A 26,219-nucleotide genomic window follows, 5' to 3' on the forward strand; every position below is an offset into this window, starting at 1 on the left:
GGGCGGGAGGGGCCGTCAAGGAGCTGGTATGGACCAAAGTTGAGCAGATTCATGTCCGCCGCACATACATATGAACGCAGACCCGGCACAACCGGGCGACCCGCCGTCCATGCCGCCCTCGACTTGACCCGCACATGACTGACGCCCGCTGTTCACCGAGGGCCACGGCTCCTGTGGGAGGCTCCCGCTGAACGGTCGCCCCACCAACGCGCCAACGTCCTTGCCGACGCGCGCTGTTGACTCTCGGCGCCGCCACCACACTGCCCGTGGCCGCCGCCACGGCCACGGGCGCTTTCCGGCGGCATACGGCACCGGGCCGGGCCTCCGCCGACGGCCCGGACCGAGACACCGGCCGGCCTTCCGGCCGCCCCGGCCGCAGCCGCCGGAGAGATGACCGCGGGATCTCCGGCTTCTGGACAGGTGCCTATAGTTCATGGACACATGTCCAGAAGCTCTGACCGTTGAGGATCCCGATCATGCAGACAGCCGCGCATGTCCTGACCGCCCTGGTGGCCGCCTTCCATATCTATGTCATGGTGCTGGAGATGTTCCTCTGGGAACGCAAGCCGGGACGCGAACTCTCCGGATTCGACGCCGACATGGCCCGCGCGACCGCGACCCTCGCCGCCAACCAGGGCCTCTACAACGGCTTTCTGGCGGCCGGACTGATCTGGGGCCTGATCGCCGCCGACCCGGCCGGCCACCACGTACAGATCTTCTTCCTGAGCTGCGTGGTCGTCGCCGGTGTCTATGGCGGAGCCACCGCGAACAGGCGCATTCTGTTCGTCCAGGCCCTGCCGGGCGCGATAGCGCTCGCCGCGGTCCTGGCGGCCGGATGACCGGCGCACCGGCGGTCGGTACACCGGAGGGCCGCGCGTCCGAGAGCGATCCACGGGCCGCCAGGACGCGGGCCAGACTGCGGCAGGCGCTCCTCGACGCGTGTGCGGAGCGTCCGCTCGAAGAGATCGGTGTGGCCGCTCTGGTGCGCCGGGCCGGTATCGGCCGGGCCACGTTCTATCTGCATTATCCGGATCTCCAGGCGCTGGCCGCCGACGCCTGCGCGGAGGTGGTACGGGACGCCGTGGCCGCACTGCACGCCTGGCGGGGCGCCGTCGATCCGCACCGGCCGCCGGCCGCGCTCACCTCGTTCTTCACCGGCCTGCCCGCGCACGCGGCGCTCTACCGGACGCTGCTGCGCCCGGGTGGCGGCGGCCCGCTGGGCGAGCTGCTCCACCGTGAATTGCGCGAGCGCAGCCGCGCCGAGCGCGCCCTGGCCGGAGCGCCCGCTCCCGAGCTGATCGCCTCGGCGGTCTCCGCCGCCTTCACCGGAGTGCTGGCGGACTGGCTGCACGGACTGATCGAGGAGTCGCCGGAGGGCGTCGCGACCCGGATCTGGCGGCTGCTCGTCGCGCTCCACCGCCTGCCGGCCGCGTGAGACGGAGCCGCGCGGAACACGGTCCGCAGAGCCTGCGGCATATGCCAGAAGCACCACCGGATCGAGTGTTGCCGAATGCCTTACAGGCCACAGGCCCCTGTGCGACAGTCATAGCGGTCCATCATTCAGACCACGCAGTGCCGCGCCCGTATCGGAGTACGAGATGCCGTCCCCTCTGTTCGCGGACCGTCCAGCGCCTCAGTCTCCCGAGCGGGAGACGGTGGACGCGCTCATCACCCAGGCCCGCCGGCTGCGCGGAGACATGGACGCCGTGCGCCGGGACACCTCGGTCGACGACGACGACACACTGTGGCGCTGGCAGCGAGCGCTCTGCGAGCTGGCCGTGCGGCAACTCGACCATCTCGGCGCCCATTTGGACCAGCTCAGGGCCGGCCGGCCGGACAGTCCCACCGACCTGGGACAGGACGCTCCGTCCACTCACCGCCGGCGTGAACCGCCGGCGCTCGCGCGGCCGGCGCTCGGCCGCGTGGGCAGCGCGGAGTGGGATCTCCTCACCGACGAGGTGAGCTGGTCGGACGAGTTGTACGAGATCTTCGGCCGGCCGGCCGAGAGCGGGCCGATGTCACTGGACGAGCTGCCCTCGCTGGTCTTTCCCGACGACCAGCCGGTGCTCACCGCGATGGTGACGGGCTGTCTGATCGACGGAAAGCCCATCGACGGCGAGTTCCGCGTCCTCAGGCCGGACGGCCGCGTCCGTACACTGCACATGCTGGGTGAACCCGTCATCGACACCGGCGGCTGCACCGCCTCCATGTGGGCGGTCCTGCGGGACATCAGTGAACTGCGCCGCAGCGAGCGCGCGGTGCGCGAATCCGGTGACTCGCTCCGGCGCGCACAGCACATCGCGACGACCGAGCGGCGGCTCGTGACCGAGCTCCAGGAGGCCCTCCTCCCGTCGTGGCGCGGCTCGTTGCAGTTGTCCGGAAGCGGTCCCGCCGCACTGGATCTGGCGGCGCGTTATCTGCCGTCCGTGTGGAGTCCGCCGACCGGCGGTGACTGGTACGACGTCTTCGAACTGCCCAGCGGTGAAACCCTGTTGACCGTCGGCGATCTCACCGGCCATGGCATGGCCGCCGCCTCCTCCATGGCGATGCTGCTGGGCGCCCTGCGCGGGATGGCCGTGGCGGGGGTCGAGCCCGGGGCGCTGCTGGGGCATCTCAGTCAACTGCTCGACGCCTCGGAGCAGCCCGCGCTGGGCGGCGTCCTGTGCTCCCGCTACACCCCGGCGACACGCACCTTCACCTGGGCCCAGGCAGGACACCCCGCCCCGCTGCTGTTCCGCGACGGGACGGGGCGCACGCTGACACCACCGGACGGTGTGCTGCTCGGCGCGGCCTCCGGAGCCGCGTACGAGCAGGCCGGCGTCCGGCTCCGGCCCGGAGACCTGCTGGTGCTGCACACCGACGGACTCACGGCCGACGGCACCACGACCGAACAGGACCGGCTCCTGGCGCTGGCGCCCCGGCTGACCGGGACCCGTACCGCGCAGCAGTGCGCCACGACGGTCGTCGAGGAGTTCGGCGAGGCCGAGCGGGCGGACGACGCCTGTGTGATGGTCGCCAGGGTCGGCGGCTGAGAGTCTTCGATGAGCGCCGCATCCGGTCGGGCCGGTGCGGCGGACGTCAGATGCCGGCGCTCCTCACCCTCTTGACCGGATTCTTGGGCATGACGAGCTGGATCTCCTCGCGCAAGTCCTCGATCCTCGGATAGCCCGCGTACTGGCCGGTGAGCCGGTACATCTCCCGCAGCCGGTCCCAGGTGCGGTGCGAGGAGGTCTCTCCCATCGACATCAGCGCCAGCCGGGCGTAGCGGTCGGCCTGCTCCGGGTCGTCGGCGATGAAGCAGGCCGAGGCCAGCGAGATGTAGTCGAAGATCTTGGACCGCTGCCGGCCGTTGCCGCGCAGCTCCAGCGCCCGTTTGGCGTGGCTCTGCGCGACACCGGCCGCCGAGGGTTCGTGTTCGGCGAGGGTACGGAAGGCCAGGGCCTCCATTCCGTGCAGATCCGCCTCGTCGAACATCTGCATCCAGCACGGTGGCGGGACATCGCCCTTGTCCGAGCCGAAGAGGTCCTCCGCCTCGCCCAGGGTGCGGCGCATGGCCTGGCCGTGGCCCATGGACGCCTGGGCCCAGGCCTCGATCGTGCGCAGCATGGCCCTGGTGCGAGGCAGTGTCTCCTCGCCGGAACCGGACTTGGCGAGCTTCATCAGATCGAGGGCCTCGTCGGGCCGGCCCAGATGGACCATCTGACGAGCCGCTCTGGAGAGTGCCTCGCCCGCGCGGGGACGGTCGCCGCCCTCGCGTGCCGCGTGGGCGGCGATGACGAAGTACTTCTGGGCGGTGGGTTCGAGGCCGACGTCGTGGGACATCCATCCGGCGAGTACGGCGAGATTCGCGGCGACGCCCCACAGACGCCGCTGAAGCGCGTCGGGGTGACGGTAGGCGAGCATGCCGCCCACTTCGTTGAGCTGGCCCACCACCGCCTTGCGCTGGAGTCCGCCGCCCCGGGCGGCGTCCCAGGCGCGGAACACCTCGACGGAATGCTCCAGCGCGTCGATCTCCTGCGACCCGATGGGGGCGGCCTCGTAGCGGTCGAACCCGGCGGGGTCGGCGTGCAGGGGATCGTCGAGCCGGGGGGCGTCGGACGACAGTGCTGGATCGGAGTGCAGCCAGTCATGCATGGCGCTGCTGAGCACGGAGCCCACGGTGAGCGCGGCACCCGCGCCCATCAAGTCGCGACGGTTGAGCATGAGGTCCATTCCCGTGAATTCGGTGAGGACCGCCGCCGTACGGTCGGGCGCCCACGGGAGAGCGTCGGGGTTGTCCGCGTTCCGGGCGTCCCGCCGTTTCCCCGCGCGCCCGCTCCGGACGAACCCGAGGTCCTCGATGGTCACGACACGACCGAGCCGCTCGGTGAACAGGGTTGCCAGCACTCTCGGGACAGGATCGCGCGGGATCTCGCCCCGGTCGATCCAGCGCCGCACCCGCGAGGTGTCGGTGGCCAGTTGAGGGTGGCCCATGGCCGCCGCCTGCCGGTTCACCAGCCGTGCGAGTTCGCCCTTGGACCAGCCGGCCAGGCCGAACAGATCCGACAGACGCGTGTTGGGTTCCGCGCTCACGTCAAGCCCCCAGGTTCTCGGCTGAGTTGACAGTAACCGTCTGTCAGATGCGTGGCGACTATTCGCCATGCTTTCGCCAGGGTGCGCCATATGGTGTGCCACCCGTACGCCGGTGTCAGGTAGGAAAGCGCCACCCCGTCCCGGCGGCGTTCGGCACTCCCCAGGGTGCGGAACGACCGCCGGGACGGGAGGCGCACGCAATTCGTCGGCGCACGAAGGGATCTGTACCACCCATGTACACAGCATCGTCCTCCGTGTCCGCCCCGCCCCGGTCGCAGCGTACGGTCGCGCCCGGCAGCGGACCGTATCTCGACCCCGCCCACGCCGGTCGGACCCGGCTCCGGGCAGGGGCGGTCACCCAACCGCTCAGCGGGAGAATCGACTTGTCCGGCCCTCAGGGCGCGCAGCTTCGGATGGCCATCGCCTCGGTGCACCGGATCTGTCCGGAGTTCAATCCGGTGCAGGTGCTGCGTCGCAGCGGCCGCTCCGTCCTGCTCGTCGGATCCACCGGGCGTACCACCGCGGTCGCCAAGTGCCTACTGGACCACTCACCGGTATGGACCGAACGGTTCCGTCATGAGATAGCCGCTTACCGCTCGTTCGTCCGGCACCGCCCACCGGTGCGGGTGCCCCGGCTCATCGCCGCGGACCCCGACAACTGCGCGCTGGTGGTCGAGCGGATGCCGGGCCGTGCGGCGGCGCTGGCCCGCCATCCGGTGGAGGCGCCGCCCAGGGCCGATCTGCGGACCGTGCTCGGCGTGGTCGCCAGGCTCAATACCTGGCGGCCGCCGGCCGGACTGTTCGACGCGCCGCTCGACTACGCGTCGCGGATCGCCCGCTATCACGAGCTCGGCCTGTTCACCGACCGGGATCTGGACGATCTGCAGAAGCTGCTGCACGGGCTGGCGGGCGGCAGGCAGAGCATGGGCCAGTTCTGTCACGGCGACGCTCTGCTCTCCAACATACTGCTGTCGCCGGCGGGGCCGGTGCTGGTCGACTGGGAGCACGCGGGCTGGTATCTGCCCGGGTACGACCTGGCGACGCTCTGGGCGGTGCTCGGAGACGCTCCGCTGGCGCGGCGGGAGATCAGCAAGCGCGCCCAGGCCGCGGGACCGGCGGCACGGGACGCGTTCCTGGTCAATCTGATGCTCGTGCTGACCCGGGAGATCCGGATGTACGAGACGGCGGTGCAGCGCGCGATGCGCGAGGCGCCGTCACCCGGCCCGTCGCCGTCCCGGACCGTGTCCGCCGCCGTGTCCCCTTCCCCGGACCGGCAGGCGGGCGCGCCGACGGGCGAGGAACAGCGGCTGCTGCTGCGGCGTCTGCACGAGGACTGTGCGATGGCGCGGCGGGCCGTGCGGGCCGCCGTCGGTACTCGCTGATCCGGCTCCGCCGGAGGGAGGACCCGCGCTGTGTGCCCCGTGCCGACACACGGGGCACGCAGCGCGTTCGGCTGCCGCCGCGGCGCGCCGGAAGGTCTTCGTATACGTTCATTGGTTCACTCCACTGACGCGCCGCAGGCCCGGGAACCGCCGCCGCGAAACTCCGCGATACCGGCGCTGACGTGCGAAATCCCTACCGTGGCGCATCATTGACGGATCGTCTGGGAGCCGATACCCCTGGGTGCGACCCGGCTCCGCGGGCCCTTCCCGTACACCCGTCACTGGAGGCTGCATTGCAAGGTTCCGTCCCCCCACGTCCGAAAGCCGCGCGCCGGCGCGCGCTGAGAGCGGGCGGCGTCGTGGCGTCCGCCGCCCTGCTGCTGCCGCTGGTCTCGGCCGGTCCCTCCGCCACCGCGGAACAGCCCGGATCCGGCACGCTGCAGCGCGAGTTCGCCGCCGCCGCCGCGCAGTACCGGGTGCCGGGAAGTGTGCTTCTCGGTGTCTCCTATCTCCAGTCGCGCTGGGACACGCACAGCGGAGCGCCCAGTGTCACCGGCGGCTACGGCCCGATGCATCTCACCGACGCCAGGACCGCGCTCGCCGAGGCGCCGCACCACTCCGACGCCACGGAGGACGCGCGCGGCGACAGCTCGCGCGCGGCGAAGCGAGCCGACGCGGCGGCGCTGCCCAAGGCGTCGGCGCTGCCCGCCCGGCTGCGTACGCTGGACCGCGCCGCCGAGCTGACCGGGCTGCCGGCCGGGAAGCTTCGGGACAGTCCCGCCGCCAATGTCCGGGGCGGCGCGGCGCTGCTGGCCGCGGCGCAGCGGGAGCTGGGCAGGCCGCTGAGCGATGATCCCGCCGACTGGTACGGGGCGGTCGCCCGGTTCTCCGGGGCCGACGACGCCGCGACCGCCGCGATGTACGCCAACGATGTGTACGCGGTGATCCGGGCGGGTGAGCGGCGTACGACGGACAGCGGCCAGCAGGTGGCCCTGCCCGCGGTCCCGCGGGTCTCGCCGGACACCTCTCCGCTCTCCCGGCTCGGTCTGCGCAAGGTCTCGGCGGCGAACACGGAGTGCCCGAGGACGGTCGCCTGCGAGTGGATTCCCGCGCCGTACGCGGAGTTCGGCGAGGACGACTACGGCAACCACGACAAGGCCGACCGGCCGGTCTCCCAGGCGATCGACTACATCGTCATCCATGACACCGAGGCGTCGTGGGCCGGCACGATCACCATGATCCAGGACCCGGCCTATGTGTCGTGGAACTACACACTGCGCTCGTCCGACGGCCATGTCGCGCAGCATGTGGCGGCCAAGGACGTCGCCTGGCACGCCGGCAACTGGTACGTCAACAGCAAGTCGGTGGGTCTGGAGCACGAGGGTTTCCTCGCCGCGCCGGACGCCTGGTTCACCGAGGCGATGTACCGCTCGTCCGCCCGCCTGGTGAAGTATCTGGCTCGCAAGCACGGTGTACCGCTGGACCGCCAGCACATCCTGGGCCATGACACCGTGCCGGGCACGACCACCGCGCTGATCCCCGACATGCACACCGATCCCGGTCCGTACTGGGACTGGGCGCACTACTTCGAGCTGCTGGGCAAGCCGTTCCGAGCGACCTCCGGCGCGATGGCGGAGGCGGTGACGTTCCGGCCCGACTACGCGGCCAACAAGCCGTCGTACACCGGGTGTGTGAAGGCCGGCGAGGCGTGCGCGCCGCACGGTTCCGGCGCGGTACGGCTGCACACCTCGCCGGACGAGAGCGCGCCGCTCGTCAAGGACATCGGCCTGCGTCCGGACGGCGCGGACACCACGACCGACGTCAATGACCTGGGAGCCCGCGCCTCGACCGGCCAGCAGTACGCGGTCGCCGGGCGCAGCGGCGACTGGACGGCGATCTGGTATCTCGGCCAGGAGGCGTGGTTCCGCAATCCGCGCACTCAGCCGACGGCGGTGGGCGCCAGGGCGTCGCTGCTGACGCCGAAGCCGGGCCTCGCGGAGGTGCCGGTGTACGGGCGGGCCTACCCGGAGGCGTCGGCGTATCCGGCGGATGTGCCGGTGCAGACGGTGTCCGCGCTGCCGTACAAGCTGCTCGCGGGCCAGCGCTATGTGGTGGGCGACGTCGCGCCCGGTGAGTACTACTACTCGCCGGTCTTCGACACGGCCGGGCACCGGGTGGTGCGGGGCAAGGAGATGTACTACGAGATCCAGTACGGGCACCGGGTCGCCTATGTGAAGGCGTCCGACGTCGAGGTCCGGCCGGCCCGCTGACGGCCGTCGCCGGCATGCCGGGCGTCACCAGCGGGTCCGGTGGCGCCCGGCACGGTCAGTAGCGCAGGACGCCGGCGATCCGGTCGTGCCCGGCGAGCATGTCGTCCGGGAGGAAGACCACTTCGGCGCCGCCGTCCAGAGCGGCTTCCACCAGTTCGTCGACGATGTCGTCGCATACGCCGGGCCGGTGGGGTGTGGAGTCACCGACGGGGAGCAGATGGCCGTCGGTGATCCGGACCGCGACCCGGAAGTGTTCTTCGAGCGCGACCACTTCGGCCCGCTTCTCGCGTACCGATTCCCAGACCTCGTCGAGGCCCGCGGCGAAAGCGCGCCGGCTCCGGGCCTCGTCGAGCCGGACGAGTATCTCGTCCTGCTCACGGCGGGCGCACTCCTCGAACACGGGCTGGAGTTCCCTGAGCAGGACGGGCGCCGGCCCGTCCGTCAGTCCGCCCTTGACGAGCCGGCCCGCGGCCGTGTGGGTGGCGGCGTTGCCCGTGTCCTCCAGGAGCGCGAGAGCGGGCGCGAGGCCGACCAGGTAGAGCAGCCGCGGCTGCTGTGCCAGCACCGTACGCACGGCTTCGTCGACGGACCGCAGAAAGCGGCGGGTCTCCTCGTCGGTGAAGGTGCTCGGTGTGTCGCCGATGCGTTCCACGCGTTCGACGTCCCAGCTCTCCGGCTCCGGCTTCCTGGGGAAACCGTCCTCGCGGTGCTCGTGCAGGGACTCGCCGCGGCCACTCCACAGTGTGGCGCGGTCGGCGGCGATCCCGAGCACCCAGTAGGGCCGTGACTGCTCGCTGGCGGCCACCAGATTCCGCGTGAGATAGGTGTCGCCGAGGACGACCTGCTCGGGCACCGCGCGCGGCAGATACCAGACGCTGTGCTCGTCGGCGTCCGCGAGGAGCAGCAGCCCGTCGAGAGGGTGGCGCAGATCGACCTCGGCGACGGCCCGGCCGAGCTGTTCCCTGACCGCGAAGCGGGCCCGTCGTGTCAGCTCCGGCTCGGCCTCCAGGCGGCGTCCGGCCTCGGCGAGGAGGTTGCGCAGCCGTACCACGTCCTCCTCGTTGCGGGGCTCACGCCGGTGGGTGGGCATCGTCAGGGACACAGCAGGATACGGGCGCGGTGTGCGCAGCTCCCGCAGGACGTCGGGCGTCAGACCATTGCTGTCCATGCTGTCCCTTCGCTCCGTGAAGGTCCGGCGGCGGGCGGACAGCCGAGGCGTCCGGGCCGGCCCCCGGTCGTGGGTCCATTTTGCGGGATACCGCCGGGTTCCGCAGGAGGGGAGGCCGGGTCCCGCCGGTGGCCGGGCGGGACCCGGCCGGCTCAGGGCTGAGGAAAGACGTATGTCTGGCCCGCGCTCGCCCTGAAGGTGTGCTCACCGCCCGGAAGCAGGGTGCTGCGCAGGGTCAGATCGGTCGTGCGGCTCGCCCGGAGGGTGATCCGGCTCGCGCGGCCGCCGGACCAGACGATGTCGAGAGTGACACCGCCGCGTGCCCGCAGTCCCGTCACCCGGCCGTCGGGCCAGGAGCCGGGCAGGGCCGGCAGGATCTCGATCGGACCGTGCTGGCTCTGCACCAGCATCTCCGCGACACCGGAAGTGGCGCCGAAGTTGCCGTCGATCTGGAACGGCGGATGCGTGTCCCAGAGGTTCGGCAGTGTGGAGCTCTTGAGCTGCTCGGAGAGCATCTTGTGGGAGTGGTCGCCGTCCCGCAGCCGGGCCCAGAAGTTGATCTTCCATGCCTTGCTCCAGCCGGTCCCGCCGTCGCCGCGCGCGGTGAGGGAGACCTTCGCCGCCTCCGCCCATTCACCGCCCGCCTCGATCTGCCGGCCCGGATGGAGCCCGAAGAGATGGGAGACATGGCGGTGGTCGTCCGTCCGGCTGTCCACGTCGGTCTTCCACTCCTGCAACTGGCCCCAGGAGCCGACGCGGAGTCCGGGATCGAGCTCGGCGAGGGCGTCCTCCAGCCGGGTACGGAAGTCGGGAGCGTCGCCGAGAGTCCTGGCCGCCTCCAGCGTGCTGGTGAACAGATCGTGGACGATCTGCTGGGACATGGCCGCGCCGGCCGTGAAGTCACCGTGTTCCGGTGAGTAGCTGGGCGTGACGACGAGCTTCCCGTCGCGCGGGTCGGTCCTGAGGTTGCCGAGCCAGAACTCCGCGGCCTCCTTCATCACCGGATAGGCGGTGGAGCGCAGATAGTCGGTCGAGCCGTTGAAGCGGTAGTGGTCGTACATCTGCTGGGTGAGCCAGGCCGCGGCCTCCGGGAACCAGAAGGAGGTCGCCCAGTCGTGGACGCCGGTGAAGCCGTACGGATTGGTCTCGTTGTTCACGACCCAGCCGGCCGAACCGAAGATCTTCCGCGCGCTCCGGCGGCCTGGTTCGCGCATCGACTCGACATAGCGGTCGTAGGGCGCGGTGGTCTCGGCGAGGTTGGTGACCTCGGCGAGCCAGTAGTTCATCTGGAGGTTGATGTTGACGTGATAGTCGGCCGACCAGGGCGGGTTGGTGACGTTGTTCCAGACGCCCTGGAGGTTCGCGGGCAGTGAGCCGGCGCGTGACGAGGCGATGAGCAGATAGCGTCCGTACTGGAAGAACAGCGCTTCCAGCGCGCGGTCGGCGGCGCTCGTCCCGCCCGTGTACCGCGCCAGGAGCTGGTCCGTGGACAGGTCCGGCGTCTGCTGGCCGATGTCGAGCGAGACCCGGTCGAAGAGCGTGCGGTGGTCGCTCACATGCTCGGCGCGCAGATCCTCGTACGAGCGGGCGGCGGCCGCGTCGACCGCCGCGGTGACCGCACCGTGCGGGTCGTCACCGCGGTAGTCAGGGAAGGTGTCGGCGTAGTCCGTGCCCGCGGCCAGGACGAACCAGGCGCTGTCGGCGCCGCTGACGGTGAGCGTGCCGTCCGCGCCCGCGCTGACGCTCCCGCCGCTGGTGCGCACCCGGATCTGGGCCTCGAACCGCAGGCCGTTGTCCTGGAGCGCCCCTTGTACGGTGAGCCGGTCGCCGGTCGCCGTGGCGGAGAAGTCGTCGCGCGGTGAGGTGTAGCGCAGGATGAAGCCGACCTTGCCGGGCTGGTCGGCGGAGAACCGTCCGGCGATCACGTCGCCGGGATACGAGGCGAAGAACTCCCGTGTGTACGCGGCCTCTTGATGTATGTACGAGACGCCGGCCACGGCCTGCCCGAGGTCGAGCGCCCGCCGGTACGAGCCGTCGGGAGCCGTCGGCGCGCCAGGGACGGCCAGCTCCAGGTCTCCGAAGACCTGATAGGCGCCGAAGCCGTGTTTCGGCTGGCCGAGCTCGGCCACGACGGCTTCCGGCGTGAGTTTTCCCTCGGTGTCGAGGCGTTGCTGGACGGAGGCGAGGACACCGGGCCTGGGCTGGGTCCAGTCGCCGTGGTCATAGCCTCCTCCGGCGCCCGGGCCACCGGTCCACAGTGTCTTCTCGTTGAAGGTGAGCCGCTCGGTGGCGAGCGTTCCGAAGACGCTCGCACCCAGTGCGCCGCTGCCGATGGGCAGCGACTCGCGCTCCCAGTCGGCGGCGGGTGTTCGATACCAGAGTGTTAATTCATCGGATGGCTCGGCGGCGACGGCGGTTCCGGACAGCGCCGGAACTCCCAGCGCCAGAGCGCCTGTTATCCCGAGTGCGGACGTGAGCGTGGTTCTGCGGCTGATACCAGAAGTCATGGCCAGTCACGTTAAAAGTCCGATGACTGAATTGGCAAGGGACATGACAAATTCGCTCGCTCGGCGAACCACCGGCGGTCCGGCGGCTGCTCTGAGGCACCGAGCGGCCACAGAGCCGTATACGAAGTCCGCGCGGTCCCGCACAGGAACCGGCGCCGCCGCTCCCCGCCGTGCGGCGGCGTCCGGCCCGGCCCCCGGTCTCAGCCCTGCTGGAACAGCTCGGCGGGCAACGGCTTCAGCAGCGCGTACAGATCATCGGTGATCGGCCGGTCCCAGCTCGCGATGGTGACCAGGACATTGTCGCTGCGGTCGAACTGCACACAGGAGATACGGCTCTCGGAGAGCTTGAGACGCCGGACGATCAACAGGTTGTCGCCCTGCATCACCGGGATGTCCTCGACGCCGATGACCTGGACCGGCTCTTCGTTCTCCAGCGCCAGCAGTAGCTGGGCCACCTCGAACGGGATCTGTCCCTCGTCGAGATCACGGGCCTGCGAGCCTTCCGGCAGGTTGCCGATGATCATCGCGGGGCCGCGGCCGCCGAACAGGTCGTACCGGAGGAAGACACCCTGGCAGCTCCCGTCGGGAGCGGGCAGCAGCCCGGCGCCCAGGTTTCCGGGCCAGTCACCCGGGTCCATGGCCAGGACATCGAAGTCCGGACCCGCGGGTGTGGCGGCGCTGCGGCGGCGGAGGAAGGACATCCCACCATGGTACGTGTTCGCGCGACTACACCGGAGCGGGGTAGGGCTGTCGTGAGCGGGCGGAAGCGGCGCCCGGGAGGTCGCTCCGAGCACTCCGGTACCGCCGGTGCGGACAGCGGGAACGGGATGTGGACCGCTGCCGGTGCGGGCGCTCCCGGTGGCAACGGCGCGGGCGCGCCACCGCGCCCGGCTCAACCGCCGCCGCGCGGAGGAGAGTCGGGGCGGGAGGCGCCGCAAGCCCGGTGCGCCGGCCGTGCGGCGGCGGTCGGGCCGCGTCAGGTGAGGTCGAACTCGCCGTCGCGTGCGTTGATCACAAAGGCCCGCCACTCCGCCGGGCTGAAGATCAGCGACGGGCTTTCCGGCCGGCCGCTGTTGCGCATGGCGATGAAGCCCTCGACGAAGGCGATCTGGACGTCACCCGTGCCCCGGCTGCTCGACTGCCAGTCCGCTCCGCTCAGATCGAGTTCCGGCTTGTCCCAGCCCGATAGCGGCTTGTGGGTGGTGGTGCTGTCTGCCACGTCCTGCTCCTCCCGCTGCGTCGTCCCGGGCCAGCCTATCCACCGCCACCGGTCCCGGACAGGCCGCGGGAGAAGGACAGCGGGCCGGTGACGGCGCGGCGGCGACGCCGGGTCCGCGCCGGATCCCTTGACGCTCGCCGGCACTCCTGGATTACTGATCCAAGGCGGTCGACCGAATGATCGGTTGATCGATTGACCGCATTGCCCGAGCGACCGGGAGAGCGCCCATGACACCTGTGCTGGACGCCGCGGAACAACTGGGCCGCGAGGAGCTGGCCGTACTGCAGCTTCAGCGGCTGCGGTCCACGCTGCGGCACGCCTACGAGAACGTCGGCTTCTACCGGCGGTCCTTCGACAACGCGGGGCTGCGCCCGGAGGACTGCCGCTCACTCGCCGACCTGGCCCGCTTCCCGTTCACCGCGAAGGCCGATCTGCGCGACAACTATCCGTTCGGGATGTTCGCCGTGGACCGGTCCGAGGTACGGCGTATCCACGCGTCCAGCGGCACCACGGGCCGGCCGACCGTCGTCGGCTACACCCAGCGGGATCTGGACACCTGGGCCGATGTGGTGGCGCGCTCGATCCGGGCGGCCGGCGGGCGCCCCGGGCACACGGTGCATGTGGCCTACGGCTATGGACTCTTCACCGGTGGGCTCGGCGCGCACTACGGCGCCGAGCGGCTGGGCTGCACCGTGATCCCGGCCTCCGGCGGCATGACCTCCCGCCAGGTCCGGCTGATCCAGGACTTCCGTCCCGAGATCATCATGGTGACGCCCTCGTACATGCTGACGCTGCTCGACGAGTTCGAGCGGCAGGGCGTCGATCCGCGTGACACCTCCCTCAGGACCGGGATCTTCGGCGCGGAACCGTGGACGGAGGAGATGCGCCGGGAGATCGAGGAGAGATTCGCGATCGACGCGGTGGACATCTACGGGCTGTCCGAGGTGATGGGCCCCGGAGTGGCCCAGGAATGTGTGGAGGTCAAGGACGGTCTCCACATCTGGGAAGACCATTTCTATCCGGAGGTCGTCGACCCGCTCACCGGTGAGGTGCTGCCCGACGGCGAGGAGGGCGAGCTGGTCTTCACCTCGCTCACCAAGGAGGCGATGCCGGTGATCCGCTACCGGACCCGGGACCTCACCCGGCTGCTCCCCGGCACCGCCCGGGTGTTCCGGCGGATGGAGAAGGTCACGGGCCGGACCGACGACATGGTGATTCTGCGCGGCGTGAACCTCTTCCCCACCCAGATCGAGGAGATCGTGCTCCGTACGCCGGGCATCGCCCCGCACTTCCAGCTTCGGCTGACCCGTGAGGACCGGCTGGACACCCTGACCGTGCGGGCCGAGGCCCGCGCGCGGGCGACGGCCGGTGAGCGTGCCGCGGCGGCGCCGGCGATCGCGGCGGCCGTAAAGGAGAGCGTGGGAGTCTCGGTGTCCGTGGAGATCCTCGACCCGGACACCCTGGAGCGCTCGGTCGGCAAGATCAGGCGGATCGTGGACCTCAGGCCGCGCTGAGACGTCCGGTCGGAACGGAACACCACGCCTCGCCGTCACGGACTGATGGCGAGGAAGACGAAGGCCGCGAAGATCCCGAGGTGCACCCCGCCCTGGAGCAGCGTGGCCCGTCCGGGAGCGACGGTCAGCGCGCCCACCACCACGGTCAGCGCGAGCAGGACCATATGGACGGAGTTCAGGCCGAGCACCAGCGGTCCGCTCAGCCAGATGCTGGCGAGCGCGATGGACGGGATGGTCAGCCCGATGCTCGCTATGGCGGAGCCGAGCGCCAGATTGAGGCTTGTCTGCACCCGCTCGCGCCGGGCGGCGCGGACCGCCGCGAGGGTCTCCGGCAACAGCACCAGCAGCGCGATGACAACACCGACCACGGCCTGTGGCAGGCCGGCCGACGCCACACCGGACTCGATGGTCGGTGAGACCGCCTTGGCGTCGCCGACGACCGCGACCAGTGCCACCAGCAGCATCACCAGACTCAGCAGCGTCGCCCGCCGGGTGGGCCGCGGAGCGTGCGTCTCCACCTCCCGCACTCCGCCCTCCTGGGTGACGGGCAGGAAGTAGTCACGGTGGCGCACGGTCTGTACGGCGACGAACAGCCCGTACAGCGCGAGTGAGGCCGCGGCGGCGAAGCCGAGCTGCGCCGGAGAGAACTCCGGTCCGGGTTTGCTGGTGGTGAAGGTCGGAATGACCAGGGTGAGGGTGGACAGCGTCGCGACGGTGGCCAGCGCGGTGCCCGTGCCCTCGGCGTTGAACACGGCGACCCTGCTGCGGAGCGCCCCGACCAGCAGGCACAGCCCGAGGATCCCGTTGCAGGTGATCATGACGGCGGCGAAGACGGTGTCCCGGGCGAGTGAGGCGGTCTTGCCTCCGCCGTCGATCATCAGGGTAACGATGAGCGCCACCTCGATGACGGTGACCGCGACGGCGAGGACGAGAGAGCCGAAGGGCTCACCGACGCGGTGCGCGACGACCTCGGCGTGGTGCACGGCGGCGAGCACGGCGCCCGCCAGGCACAGCGCGACCAGGACGACGGCGGAGCCCGGCAGCTCGCGACCCCAGCTCAGCACCAGCGCGACCACCGCGAACACCGGCACCAGCACGGTCCACTGGGATGCCAGTGACCTGATGCCGGTACGCATACTCATGCGCCACACGCTGCCAGAGGCCCGGGTTCCACGCCCGGTGGGCTGCGCCAGACGGCGCGGCCGGTTCCAGGTCCGAGGACGCGGCCGTTTGACGAGGCGTCAGTTCCCGTGGGGTTGCCGGGCCACATGAGGCGGCAGGGTTGACAGCACCCATGTCCCGCAAGAAAGTTTCAACAGTCGAACGAGATCCCGAAAGATACTTTCAGGGGAGGTTCCCGATGACGGAGGACACCGTGGGCGGCGGAATCAGCCGGCGCAGACTGGGTGGCGGCGTGCTGGCGCTGGGCGGGGCGCTCGCGGTGGCACCGATTCCCTTCGCCGAGGGCCCGGCCCACGCCGCGACGGCCGGATCGGGTCGCGGCGTGGGCGGGCCGACCGTCCGGCGTCCCGGCTCCGGGCGGACGACCCTGCGGCGCGGCTCACCGGAGCGCGCCGGGCTGATCCCCGGCGCGCTGGAGCGGCTGGTCGCCGACGCGGAGACCTTCCTCGGCCCCTCCCCCACGCATCCGTGGTACGCGGGCGCCGTGCTGCTCGCCGGGCGCGGCGGGACAGTCGCGCTGCACCGGCCGATCGGCAAGGCGGTGCGCTACGCGGCGTACGACGAGAAGACCGACACCGGAGTGGAGTTCCCGGCCGAGCGGCAGATCGCGATGGCCGAGGACACGGTCTTCGACCTCGCCTCCGTCTCCAAGCTGTTCACCTCGATCCTCGCCGTCCAGCAGATCGAGCGGGGCACACTGGCGCTGGAGGCGCCGGTCACCAGATATCTCCCGGAGTTCGGAGGTGGCGGCAAGCAGGACATCACGGTGCGCCAGCTCCTCACCCATACCTCCGGCTTCCGCGCCTGGATTCCGCTCTACGCGGCACCGACCCGCGAGGGCAAGCTCCAGCTCCTGTGGGACGAGGCTCCGGCGAGCCCGCCCGGCACGGTGTATCTGTACTCGGACCTCAATCTCATCTCGCTCCAGTTGATCCTGGAGGAGATCACCGGTCGCCCGCTGGACGCGCTGCTCCGGAGCGAGATCACCGCTCCGCTCGGGATGCACCGTACGCGTTACAACCCGCCCGCCTCCTGGAAGCCGAAGACCGCCGCCACCGAGGACGCGCGGCCGCCGTGGTCCGGTCTCGACCGGGGTCTGGTGTGGGGCGAGGTGCACGACGAGAACGCGTACAGCCTCGGTGGAGTCGCGGGCCATGCCGGTGTCTTCTCCTGTGCCTGGGACCTCGCGATCCTCGCCCGCACGCTCCTGAACGGCGGCGCGTACGGCCGGGCGCGGATCCTGCGTCCGGAGTCCGTGGAACTGATGTTCACCGACTTCAACACGGACTTCCCCGGTAATGCGCACGGCCTGGGGTTCGAGCTCTACCAGCACTGGTACATGGGCGCCATGGCCACACCGAGCACGGCGGGCCACACCGGATTCACCGGCACCAGTCTGGTCCTCGACCCGACGACCGACTCGTTCCTGATCGTGCTCGGCAATTCCGTCCATCCCGTGCGCGAGTGGCGCTCGGGCAGCGCGCCGCGTGTCGCGACCGCCGACCGGATGGCCCGGGCCGTCGCGGTCCGGCCCGAGCGTGGCGGCCGTCGCGCCTGGTTCTCCGGAATGGCCGGCGGCACGACGGCCACGCTCACGCTGCCCGCGCTCACGCCGGGCCCGGGAGAGGTCAGGCTGAGCTGTTCGCTGTGGTGGGACACCGAACCCGGGTCCGACGCGCTGTTCCTGGAAATGTCGGCCGACGCCGGCGCGAGCTGGCGGCCGGTGCCCTTCACCACCGTACGCACGGGCCAGGAGCCGGTGGCCCATCCGGCGGGCTCGGCCACCGGCTGGTCGGGCCGGGTCTGGCACCGGCTCTCCGCGGACCTCGCCGCCGGGCGCCGCGAGGAGATGCGGCTGCGCTGGCGGTACACGACGGACCGGCTGTACGTCGGACGAGGCGCCTATGTGGACGGGCTGCGGGTCGAGGACGGCGGCCGCGTCGTCTTCGACGAGGCACGGCGGACGGACGCGGCGCGTATCGAGGCGGCGGGCTGGGTGGCGTCCGCGGACTGACGCCACCGCCCGCGAGGCACCGTGCGTCGCGTCCGCGCGACGTGTGTCACCGGCGGTGGGCCGGAGCCGTCGCGGTGGTGCCCGCTGGTGCCCGCGCTCACTGTTCCAGCACCGCCATCGCGGCGTTGTGGCCCGGCACTCCGCTGACCCCGCCGCCGCGTACCGCGCCCGCCCCGCACAGCAGCACATTCGCGTGCGCCGTCTCGACGCCCCAGCGGCCGGCTCCGGCGGTGGCGTACGGGAAGGAGAGGTCGCGGTGGAAGATATGGCCGCCGGGCAGCCGCAGTTCGCGTTCGAGGTCGAGCGGCGTCTTCGCCTCGATACAGGGACGGCCGTCGCCGTCCACGGCGAGACAGCCGGCGATCGGCTCCGCGAGATGCTCGTCGAGCTGGGCGAGGGTCGCGGCGAGCAGCTCCTCGCGTACGGCGTCGTTGTCCCGCGCGAACAGCCTTGCCGGGGTGTGCAGTCCGAACAGCGTCAGGGTCTGGTAGCCCCGCGCCGCGAGTTCCGGACCGAGGATCGAGGGGTCGGTGAGGGAGTGGCAGTAGATCTCGGACGGCGGGGCGCCGGGCAGCCGGCCGGCGGCGGCCTCCTGGTAGGCGGTGGCCAACTGGCGGTAGCCCTCCGCGATGTGGAAGGTGCCGGCGAACGCCTCACGGGGATCGACCGACCGGTCCCGCAGCCGCGGCAGGCGGCGCAGCAGCATATTGACCTTGAGCTGGGCGCCCTCGGCGGCGGGGGGCGGCTCCTCGCCGAGGAGTGCGGCGAGGGCTTCCGGCGACGCGTTCACCAGGACATGACGGGCGGTCACCGTGCCGTCTCCGCCGTCCGTACGGAAGGAGACCTCGGCGCCCGCGCCGTCCGTGTCGATCCTGGTCGCCTCGTGCCGGGTGACGATCTCCGCGCCCGCGGACCGCGCGGCGTCCGCCAGCGCGTCGGTGAGAGCGCCCATCCCGCCGACGGGCACGTCCCAGTCTCCGGTGCCGCCGCCGATCACGTGGTAGAGGAAGCAGCGGTTCTGTACGAGTGAGGGATCGTGGGCGTCGGCGAAGGTACCGATCAGCGCGTCGGTGAGGACCACTCCGCGGACGAGGTCGTCGTTGAACCGCTCTTCGATCGCGACGCCGACCGGCTCCTCGAAGAGCATCCGCCACGCGGCCTCGTCGTCGATCCGCGCGCGCAGGGCCGCGCGCGTGGGCAGCGGCTCGGTGAGGGTCGGGAAGACCCGCCGGGCGACCCGTCCCGTGGTCGCGTAGAAGTCCTGCCAGGCTGCGTACTCCCGCTCGCCGCCGGTCAGCGCGGCGAACGACTCACGGGTGCGGCCCTCGCCCACCAGGAGTCCGCCGTCGCCGCGCGGAGTGTAGGAGGACACGGTCCGCCTGCGGACGGCGAAGCGCAGCCCCAGCTCCCGGACGATCTTGCCGGGCAGCAGGGACACCAGATAGGAGTACCGCGAGAGCCGGGCGTCCATCCCCGCGAAGGGCCGGCTGGAGACGGCCGCGCCCCCGGTGTTCCCGAGGCGCTCCAGCACCAGGACGGTGCGTCCGGCGCGGGCGAGATAGGCGGCGGCGACCAGACCGTTGTGGCCGCCGCCGACGATGACGGCGTCGTACGAGACATGTGCGGGCATGGCCACCTTGGTAACACGCGGATGATCGCGGTGCCAGAGGCCGGCCGCGCGGACCGCTGTCAGCCGCCGGCGACGCCGCGCTGCCCGCGCAGCGCCGCGACCCGGCGGTACAACTCCATCGCCTCCGCTCTTCTGCCGAGCTGTTCCAGGCAGTGCGCCTCGTCATTGCGGCTGGCCAGGGCATCCGGGTGGGCGGGGCCCAGGACCCGGTCACGGCTCTCGGCGACCTGCCGGTAGACGGACAGCGCGTCGTGCCAGCGGCCCAGCCAGCCCAGAGCGACGGCGATCTCCCGGCGGCTGACGAGTGTGTCGGGATGGTCGGGGCCAAGCACGCGTTCACGGAGCGCGCAGACGTCCCGCGACTCGGCGAGTGCCTCCTCCCAGCGCGCCAGCCGGCCGAGGTTCACCCCGAGACCGTGCCGGGCCCGCAGAGTCTCCGGGTGCAGCGGTCCCTGGACGCGGGTGCGGTCGCCGACGAGGCCGCGGTAGAGATCGAGGGCCTCCGCACTGCGGCCCAGCCTGCCGAGGCCGACACCGGCCTCGTAACGCGCGGCGAGAGTGTCCGGATGATCGGGACCGAGTGCTCGCGCGCGCGCCGCCGCGACCTCCTGGTACGTGTGCGACGCCTCCGGCCAGCGGCCCAGCCGGCTGAGCGCGTGGGCCACCTCGTACCGGGTGACGAGCGTGTCGGGATGGATGGGCCCGAGGATCCGCGCGCGGGCCTCGGCGACCTCGTGGGCCAGCCGGTACGCGTCCTCCAGCCGTCCCAGTCCGCCGAGGTTGAACGCCAGGTCGTGGCGGCAGCGCAGGGTGTCCGGGTGCTCCGGTCCCATCGTGCGCTCACGGGAGGCCAGCACGGCCGCGAACACCTGGTGAGCCTCGAAGTGCCGGCCCAGCTCTCCCAGCGCGTACGCGGACTCCTGGCGGGCGGCGAGCGTCTCCGGATGGTCCGGGCCCAGAGTGCGCTCGCGTCCCTCCGCGACCCGTGTGAACTCACGCAGCGCGTCGGCCGGCCGGCCGGTCCTGCTGAGAGTGAGCGCGACTTCGTACCGGCTGCCGAGGGTCTCCGGGTGATCGGGACCGAGGGTGTGCTCGCGTTCCGCGGCGACCGCCCGGTGCACCTCGCCCGCCTCCTCCCAGCGGCCCAGCCGGCCGAGGCTCAGAGCGGCGTCGTGCCGGCCGCTGAGGACGGCGAGCTGCTCCGGAGGCGGGGCGGGCCGGCCGGAGCCCGCGAGCACCGGGGCGGCGTGCGGGCCGGCCGGGCCGGTCCAGGCGCCGGTCAGGCCCGCGGCGGGATCGGGCCGGGTCGGCCGGAGGACATCCGCGCCGGCCGCCTTGTGTCCGGTGGTCATGCCGCGGGTCCAGGACGGCAGCCGGGATCCACCCGAGGCGGGCTGCCCGGCCTGGCCGGAGAGATACGGCGCCGGACCTCCGTCCGGTCCGCGTACCGTCGCGAAGCCGTGCGGGCCGACGGCCGGCCGCGCGGCACCGAGCCGGCGCCGGAGATCGGCGGCGTCGGCGGGCCGCTCCTCGGGCGTCTTGCCCAGCAGATCGAGGACCACCCGCTCGAAGAACACGGGCAGCTCGGGCCGGTGCGTGCGCGGCGGCTCGGGCACGGTGTCGCGGTGGCCGACCAGCACCGCCCAGGCGTCGTCCAGGTCGAACGGCGGTGCGCCGGTGGCGATCTCGTACAGCACACATCCCAGCGAGTAGAGATCGCTGCGGTGGTCGACATGGTCGGCGCCGATCTGCTCGGGCGACATGTAGTGCGGAGTGCCCATCGCGATGCCCGTGCCGGTGAGCCGCGACGTGAAGCCGATGTCATGGCCGAGGCGCGCGATGCCGAAGTCGCAGATCTTCACCGTGCCGTCGGTGAGCCGCATGATGTTGGCGGGCTTCAAGTCACGGTGGATGATGCCCTGTTCATGCGTGTACGCGAGCGCGTCCGCCACCTGTTCGGCGATGTCGACGACATCGGGAACCGGCAGCGGCCGCTGTTTGTTGTCCTCCAGAAGCTGGCTGAGGTTGCGTCCTTCGAGAAGCTCCATCACGAGGTAGAGGACGCCGTCGTACTCACCGAAGTCATGCACCACGGTGACACCACGGTGCTGCAGCGCCGCCGCGACCCGCGCCTCCCGGCGGAACCGCTCACGCATGATCCGGGTGAAGGAGTGGTCCTGTTGAGGTCCCAGCGGCTTGAGGCACTTGACCGCGACGAGCCGGCCGAGCGATTCGTCGCGCGACCGCCACACCTCGCCCATCCCTCCGCGCCCGATCACCTCAAGCAGCCGGTAGCGGCCATGGATCAGCCTGGTGTCCGCCATCGCGTGCTGTCGCCCCCGTTGTCTGGCCGCGTCCTCCCCGGATCGTCCAGTATGGCCGCCCGGCTGTGGAGTGTGTACGGGTCGGGACGGGTGTCGGGACCGAGCCTGGCCATCGCCCGGAGGATGTGCTTGGGCGGCAACTGCCATCGCACTCGCGCGGGGACGCGGCGCAGCAGCTCTCCGGCCGCGGTGAGCCGTCGGGTGACGGTCTCCGGCGCGGGAGCGGGTCTGCCGTACAGGACATGCGCGTACGGCGGCAGCGCCTGGTACGCGAGTGCGGCCACCCGGCGCCACAGCAGTTCGCGGGCCGGGACCAGCGGAGCGGGCACCGGAGGACGGCGCAGGAAGTCGTCGACCTCCCGTGCCTCGGCTCCGCACTCCAGCTCGGGACGCGTGGTGTCGAAGTATCCGGCCAGCTCGCCGGTGGTGGCGGGGACCAGGTCCGGGTCGAGGCCGACCAGTCTGGCGCTCTCGCGGTGTTCGGCCGCATAGCGGTCCGCCTGCGCGTCGCTGAGCCGGATCCCGGAGCGCCGTACGACCCGCAGATACGAGTCGACCTCCGCGCAGTGCACCCAGAGCAGCAGCGCCGGCTCGTCGACGCCGTAACGCTCGCCCGTCACGGGATCGGTGGCCCTGAGGAGGCGGTGGATACGGCGGACACGGGCACCGGCCCGCTCGGCGGCCTCGGTGGTGCCGTAGCTGATGGTGCCGACGAAGTCGGCCGTGCGGCGCAGCCTGCCCCAGGCGTCCGCTCTGAAGTCGCTGTTCTGGGTCACGCCCCGGACGGCGCGCGGGTGCAGCGCTTGGAGATAGAGGGCACGGATACCGGCGATCCACATCATCGGGTCGCCATGGAGCTGCCAGGTGACGGAGCCGGGCCCGAAGAGCCCGGGATCGGCCGGTCCTTCGCCGGCCCCCGGTCGTGACTCGGTCCCGTCCATGCCACCGCCTTCCGGCCTTCTCCGGCCGCCTCGCGGCGACGCGGCGTACGGCAAGGTTAAGGGCTGTCCCGTAGGCCGTGTCCGTCCGCCGCAGCCGGCCCTGCCACGTCTCCGGACGGGCGGAGCCGTGCCCTCCGTTGCAGGATGGCTGCATGCTGCTGGCACCGCTCGCCCGTGTCTCCCGGGAGGTCGCCGAGACCTCGGCACGGTCCCGGAAGGTCTCTCTGCTGGCCGGACTCTTCCGTACGGCCGGTCCCGAGGACGTGCCTGTCGTCATTCCCTATCTGGCCGGGCGGCTGCCCCAGGGACGGATCGGAGTGGGCTGGAACGCTCTGAAGGACCCGCCGCCGGCCGCGGACCGGGCCACGCTGACGGTGCACCGGGTCGACGAGACCTTCACCGTCCTCGCGGCCGTCGCCGGCCCCGGCGCGCAGAGTGAGCGCAGACGGCTGGTGCGGGAGCTGCTGGGCGCGGCCACCGAGGACGAGCAGCGCTTCCTCGTCGGCCTGATCTCGGGCGAGGTGCGCCAGGGCGCGCTGGACGCGGTCGCCGTGGAGGCCCTCGCGGAGACGGCCGGCGCGAGCGCCGCCGGAGTCCGGCGGGCGGTGATGCTGGCCGGCTCACTGCGGCCGGTGGCGGAGCGGCTGCTGGCCGACGGCCCCCGGGTGCTGGAGGAGTTCCTGCTCACGGTGGGCCGGCCGGTACTGCCGATGCTCGCGCAGAGCGCCGGGAGCGTGGCCGAGGCGCTCGGCCGGCTCGGCGCGTCGGCGGTCGAGGAGAAACTGGACGGCATCCGGGTGCAGGTGCACCGGGACGGCTCCACGGTGCGGATCTTCACCCGCACGCTCGACGACATCACGGACCGGCTGCCCGAGGTGACGGCGGTGGCGCTCGGGCTGGACGGCGACCGTTTCGTGCTGGACGGTGAGGTCATCGCGCTGGACGCCGAGGGCAGGCCCTTGCCGTTCCAGGAGATCGCGGGCCGAGTGGGCTCCCGGATCGATGTGCCCACCGCGGCGGCGGCGGTGCCGCTGTCGCCGGTCTTCTTCGACCTCCTCGCGGCCGACGGAGAGGATCTGCTGGATCTGTCCTTCGAGGAGCGGCACGAGGCACTGGCGCGGCTGGTGCCGGAGCCGATGCGGGTACGGCGGATCGTCGCCGCCGGTCCGGCCGGCGACGCGGCCGCCATCGCCGCCGAGGAGTTCCTGCGCGAGACCCTGCTCCGGGGACACGAGGGTGTGGTGGTGAAGGCGCTGGACACCCCGTACAGCGCGGGCCGGCGCGGCGCGGGCTGGCTGAAGGTCAAGCCGGTGCACACCCTGGATCTCGTGGTGCTGGCCGCCGAGTGGGGGCACGGCCGGCGGACCGGCAGACTCTCCAATCTGCATCTGGGCGCACGGCGGGAGGACGGCTCGTTCGTGATGCTCGGCAAGACCTTCAAGGGACTGACGGACGCGATGCTGGAGTGGCAGACCGAGCGCCTCGGCGAACTGGCCGTCCACGACGACGGTTTCACCGTGACCGTACGTCCTGAGCTGGTGGTGGAGATCGCCTACGACGGTCTGCAGCGGTCGTCGCGCTATCCCGCCGGAGTGACCCTGCGCTTCGCCCGCGTGGTCCGGTACCGCGAGGACAAACGGGCTTCGGAGGCGGACACCGTGGGCACGGTGCTGGCGGCCCACGGCCGGGACCCGGGACGACGGAGCTGACCCGCCGCGCGCGGCGGGTCCGGCTCCATCGCCTCGTAGCTTCGGAGCCGGCCTCGCCGGCTAGGACGTGTCTGACACATGGCGCCGTCCGCCCGGAGGGCGGGGCCCGCGACGTCTGGTGCGTGCGATCCCAAGGCGGAGGATCATCCGTGTACTGGACGTACTCGGATGACTCCGACAACGCGGTGAGCGTGCGTGCCAGGCGTCGCAGGCCAGGCGGGATGTGTCAGACAGGGCCTAGCTCGCGCTCCCGCGCGGCACGGCGGACGACAGGACCGACGGCAGGGAGCGCCAGTCCGCCGAGATCAGGCTGGCGTCGCGCTGGGCCAGCAGCGTCAGCCGGTCGCGGGCCTGCTGCTCGGTCGGGTTGGTGCCGTCGATGGCGGGCGCGACGTTGTGCGCGTCCGTCATCAGTACGAAGTAGTGGCGCTGGTCGTACCAGGCCGTGTCGATGCCGTTGGCGACGAAGGCGGAGGCGTCACCGTCGAAGAACACGAACCAGGGTCTGATCGACGCGTCCGTGTAGCGGGTGCGCGGGTCGCCGGCCGCGACGCCGTGGACGGCGGGAAAGGCCGCGGCCTCCCGCAGCCGGCCGGCCGCCTTGAGGTCACGGAGATAGGTGGCGTATTCGCGGTCCGTCCACAGGGAGTCGAACGGATTCTGCTCCTCCACCGTGCCGGGGATGAGTTCGACGATGAACTTGCCGGCCAGTTGCCCGCGCGTGGGCCAGGCGCCGGCCTGGGAAGCCTGGTCGAGGTCGGCGCGGTCGCCCGCCAGGTCCGCCGGACGGAAGAGCGCGTCGCCCAGCTTGCCGGAGAGCAGGGCGTCAAGAGCGGCCGGGCCGCGGCCGGCCTGTCCCTGGAATCCGTCCTTCATCTCGATCTTGAGCACGATCGGCCGGTGGCCCGGGTTGGCGTCGTGCCAGACCTTGATGTCCGACAGGCAGCCGCCGAGGTCGCGGTTCTGGCCGTTGCCGCGGAGCTGGCTCACATTGGTGGCGTTCGCGCAGTTGTTGTTGTTGCCGAGCGGGTTCTCGTGCGACACGCGCCAGGAGGCGCCGAACACATTGGTCCACACGTCGAGTTCGAGCATTCCCGCACCGGAGTCCAGCGCGTCCGCGAAGTACGGGAAGGCGGCCTTGTCGTACGAGTTGTGGACGCCGACCCCCGTGGTGGAGGAGTACGGCAGCGAGTTGGTGTCGGCGGCCTGAGCCGGAGTGGCGACGAGGGCGAGCACCGCGACGGCACCGGCCGCCAGCGTGGCGCGAAGAAGCTTTGCCATATCCCTTGTTCCTCCTGCTGCGCATGTCTTGGGCATGTCAACAAAGCAGGAGCGTAGGGGTGTTCGATGAAGAGCGGGAGGACGCGAGCTTACGGAACCGATCAGCGAATTGGCCGCCAGGTGCCCACGCGCGGTCCCGTGACGGACGCGGGAGCCCGCCGCGCGCGGCACAGCGCGCCCCGACCGCTTCTCGCGGTGGGGCGCGCTGGTGACTACGGTGAGCGGTGCGCCGCCGAGCGCTCTACGGCAGCTCCTCCTCGATGGCCGCGCGGCCCTTCTCGGCGAGCCGGCGCCGGGCCCACTCGATGTTCTCCGGTGTGAGATCGCGGCCCGAGGCCAGCGTGAGATCCTCGGCCGTCACCTCGTCACCCGCGGTGTGCAGCAGCCGGTCCGGGGTCACGCCCTCGCGCTCCGGCCGCCCATCGGACTGTGCGTTCATGCCGCCTCCTCGTTCGTCCGGTGTTCGCCATTCTCGTGCCCGCTCATCCCGGCCGCATCCCGGTGTC

General features: G+C 71.6%; 19 protein-coding genes. 8 read left to right on the top strand and 11 right to left on the bottom strand.

The genetic code is table 11. From position 1 onward, the window contains the following. Positions 1 to 476: 476 nt before the first annotated feature. From PV679_RS28330 to PV679_RS28340, 3 genes are all read left to right on the top strand, one after another. Complete coding sequence (locus PV679_RS28330; protein ID WP_319683298.1) at positions 477 to 839, top strand: DUF1304 domain-containing protein; 363 nt, start codon at positions 477 to 479, stop codon at positions 837 to 839. Beyond that, positions 836 to 1,435 (top strand): TetR/AcrR family transcriptional regulator, encoded by a 600-nt coding sequence (locus PV679_RS28335; protein ID WP_319683299.1) that lies wholly within the window; start codon positions 836 to 838, stop codon positions 1,433 to 1,435. The genes PV679_RS28330 and PV679_RS28335 overlap by 4 nt, the downstream gene beginning before the upstream one ends. A 163-nt stretch (positions 1,436 to 1,598) precedes the next feature. Beyond that, positions 1,599 to 3,032, top strand: coding sequence for a PP2C family protein-serine/threonine phosphatase (locus PV679_RS28340; protein WP_319683300.1), 1,434 nt, complete (start codon positions 1,599 to 1,601; stop codon positions 3,030 to 3,032). Positions 3,033 to 3,078: 46 nt separating this feature from the next. Here the strand turns inward: PV679_RS28340 and PV679_RS28345 are convergent, their stop codons facing one another. Continuing rightward, positions 3,079 to 4,572 carry a hypothetical protein gene (locus tag PV679_RS28345; protein WP_319683302.1) on the bottom strand — a complete coding sequence of 498 codons (1,494 nt, stop codon included), beginning with the start codon at positions 4,570 to 4,572 and terminating at the stop codon, positions 3,079 to 3,081. Between the two features lie 233 nt (positions 4,573 to 4,805). Between PV679_RS28345 and PV679_RS28350 the strand changes: the two genes are divergently transcribed. Together PV679_RS28350 and PV679_RS28355 are read left to right on the top strand one after the other, a co-directional pair. After that, the gene (locus tag PV679_RS28350) at positions 4,806 to 5,954 is read left to right on the top strand and encodes an aminoglycoside phosphotransferase family protein (RefSeq protein ID WP_319683303.1); all 1,149 of its coding nucleotides are present in this window, start codon (positions 4,806 to 4,808) and stop codon (positions 5,952 to 5,954) included. Positions 5,955 to 6,247: 293 nt separating this feature from the next. After that, positions 6,248 to 8,224: an N-acetylmuramoyl-L-alanine amidase gene (locus tag PV679_RS28355; protein WP_416069823.1), complete on the top strand. Its 1,977-nt coding sequence runs from the start codon at positions 6,248 to 6,250 to the stop codon at positions 8,222 to 8,224. A 55-nt stretch (positions 8,225 to 8,279) separates the two neighbouring features. On the opposite strand, the gene PV679_RS28360 is transcribed toward PV679_RS28355, so the two are convergent. From PV679_RS28360 to PV679_RS28375, 4 genes are all read right to left on the bottom strand, one after another. Continuing rightward, a complete protein-coding gene (locus PV679_RS28360; RefSeq protein WP_319683306.1) occupies positions 8,280 to 9,392 on the bottom strand; it encodes a chemotaxis protein in 1,113 nt (370 codons plus the stop codon). 152 nt (positions 9,393 to 9,544) lie between these two features. Further along, positions 9,545 to 11,899 (bottom strand): glycoside hydrolase family 95 protein, encoded by a 2,355-nt coding sequence (locus PV679_RS28365; RefSeq protein WP_319683307.1) that lies wholly within the window; start codon positions 11,897 to 11,899, stop codon positions 9,545 to 9,547. A 200-nt stretch (positions 11,900 to 12,099) separates the two neighbouring features. Next, positions 12,100 to 12,600, bottom strand: a complete 501-nt coding sequence (locus tag PV679_RS28370; protein WP_319683308.1) for a hypothetical protein — start codon at positions 12,598 to 12,600, stop codon at positions 12,100 to 12,102. 275 nt (positions 12,601 to 12,875) lie between these two features. Further along, entirely contained in the window at positions 12,876 to 13,118 is a 243-nt protein-coding gene (locus tag PV679_RS28375) for a DUF397 domain-containing protein (RefSeq protein WP_319683309.1), read from the bottom strand. A gap of 227 nt (positions 13,119 to 13,345) precedes the next feature. On the opposite strand from PV679_RS28375, the gene paaK reads away from it, so the two are divergent. Further along, the gene (paaK, locus tag PV679_RS28380) at positions 13,346 to 14,632 is read left to right on the top strand and encodes a phenylacetate--CoA ligase PaaK (protein ID WP_319683310.1); all 1,287 of its coding nucleotides are present in this window, start codon (positions 13,346 to 13,348) and stop codon (positions 14,630 to 14,632) included. A gap of 35 nt (positions 14,633 to 14,667) precedes the next feature. Here paaK and PV679_RS28385 read toward each other — a convergent pair whose 3' ends face one another. Then, on the bottom strand, positions 14,668 to 15,768 hold the full coding sequence (locus PV679_RS28385; protein WP_319683362.1) for an ionic transporter y4hA: 1,101 nt from the start codon (positions 15,766 to 15,768) through the stop codon (positions 14,668 to 14,670). Between the two features lie 224 nt (positions 15,769 to 15,992). Here PV679_RS28385 and PV679_RS28390 point away from each other — a divergent pair, with 224 nt between their 5' ends. After that, entirely contained in the window at positions 15,993 to 17,828 is a 1,836-nt protein-coding gene (locus PV679_RS28390) for a serine hydrolase (RefSeq protein WP_319683311.1), read from the top strand. Positions 17,829 to 17,925: 97 nt separating this feature from the next. Here PV679_RS28390 and PV679_RS28395 read toward each other — a convergent pair whose 3' ends face one another. Genes PV679_RS28395 through PV679_RS28405 form a run of 3 tightly spaced genes read right to left on the bottom strand, consistent with a single transcriptional unit; the run spans position 17,926 to position 22,723 of the window. Then, complete coding sequence (locus tag PV679_RS28395) at positions 17,926 to 19,458, bottom strand: NAD(P)/FAD-dependent oxidoreductase (RefSeq protein ID WP_319683312.1); 1,533 nt, start codon at positions 19,456 to 19,458, stop codon at positions 17,926 to 17,928. Between the two features lie 59 nt (positions 19,459 to 19,517). Next, complete coding sequence (locus PV679_RS28400) at positions 19,518 to 21,782, bottom strand: tetratricopeptide repeat protein (protein ID WP_319683313.1); 2,265 nt, start codon at positions 21,780 to 21,782, stop codon at positions 19,518 to 19,520. Next, entirely contained in the window at positions 21,764 to 22,723 is a 960-nt protein-coding gene (locus tag PV679_RS28405; protein ID WP_319683314.1) for an oxygenase MpaB family protein, read from the bottom strand. The genes PV679_RS28400 and PV679_RS28405 overlap by 19 nt, the downstream gene beginning before the upstream one ends. 152 nt (positions 22,724 to 22,875) lie before the next feature. Here PV679_RS28405 and PV679_RS28410 point away from each other — a divergent pair, with 152 nt between their 5' ends. Further along, complete coding sequence (locus tag PV679_RS28410; protein ID WP_319683316.1) at positions 22,876 to 24,432, top strand: ATP-dependent DNA ligase; 1,557 nt, start codon at positions 22,876 to 22,878, stop codon at positions 24,430 to 24,432. 237 nt (positions 24,433 to 24,669) lie between these two features. Here PV679_RS28410 and PV679_RS28415 read toward each other — a convergent pair whose 3' ends face one another. Together PV679_RS28415 and PV679_RS28420 are read right to left on the bottom strand one after the other, a co-directional pair. Next, positions 24,670 to 25,713: a phosphatidylinositol-specific phospholipase C domain-containing protein gene (locus PV679_RS28415; protein WP_319683317.1), complete on the bottom strand. Its 1,044-nt coding sequence runs from the start codon at positions 25,711 to 25,713 to the stop codon at positions 24,670 to 24,672. Positions 25,714 to 25,954: 241 nt separating this feature from the next. Beyond that, positions 25,955 to 26,152, bottom strand: coding sequence for a hypothetical protein (locus tag PV679_RS28420; protein ID WP_319683318.1), 198 nt, complete (start codon positions 26,150 to 26,152; stop codon positions 25,955 to 25,957). Positions 26,153 to 26,219: the final 67 nt, after the last annotated feature.

The organism is Streptomyces sp. AK02-01A, assembly GCF_033795305.1.
Taxonomy (GTDB): Bacteria; Actinomycetota; Actinomycetes; order Streptomycetales; family Streptomycetaceae; genus Streptomyces.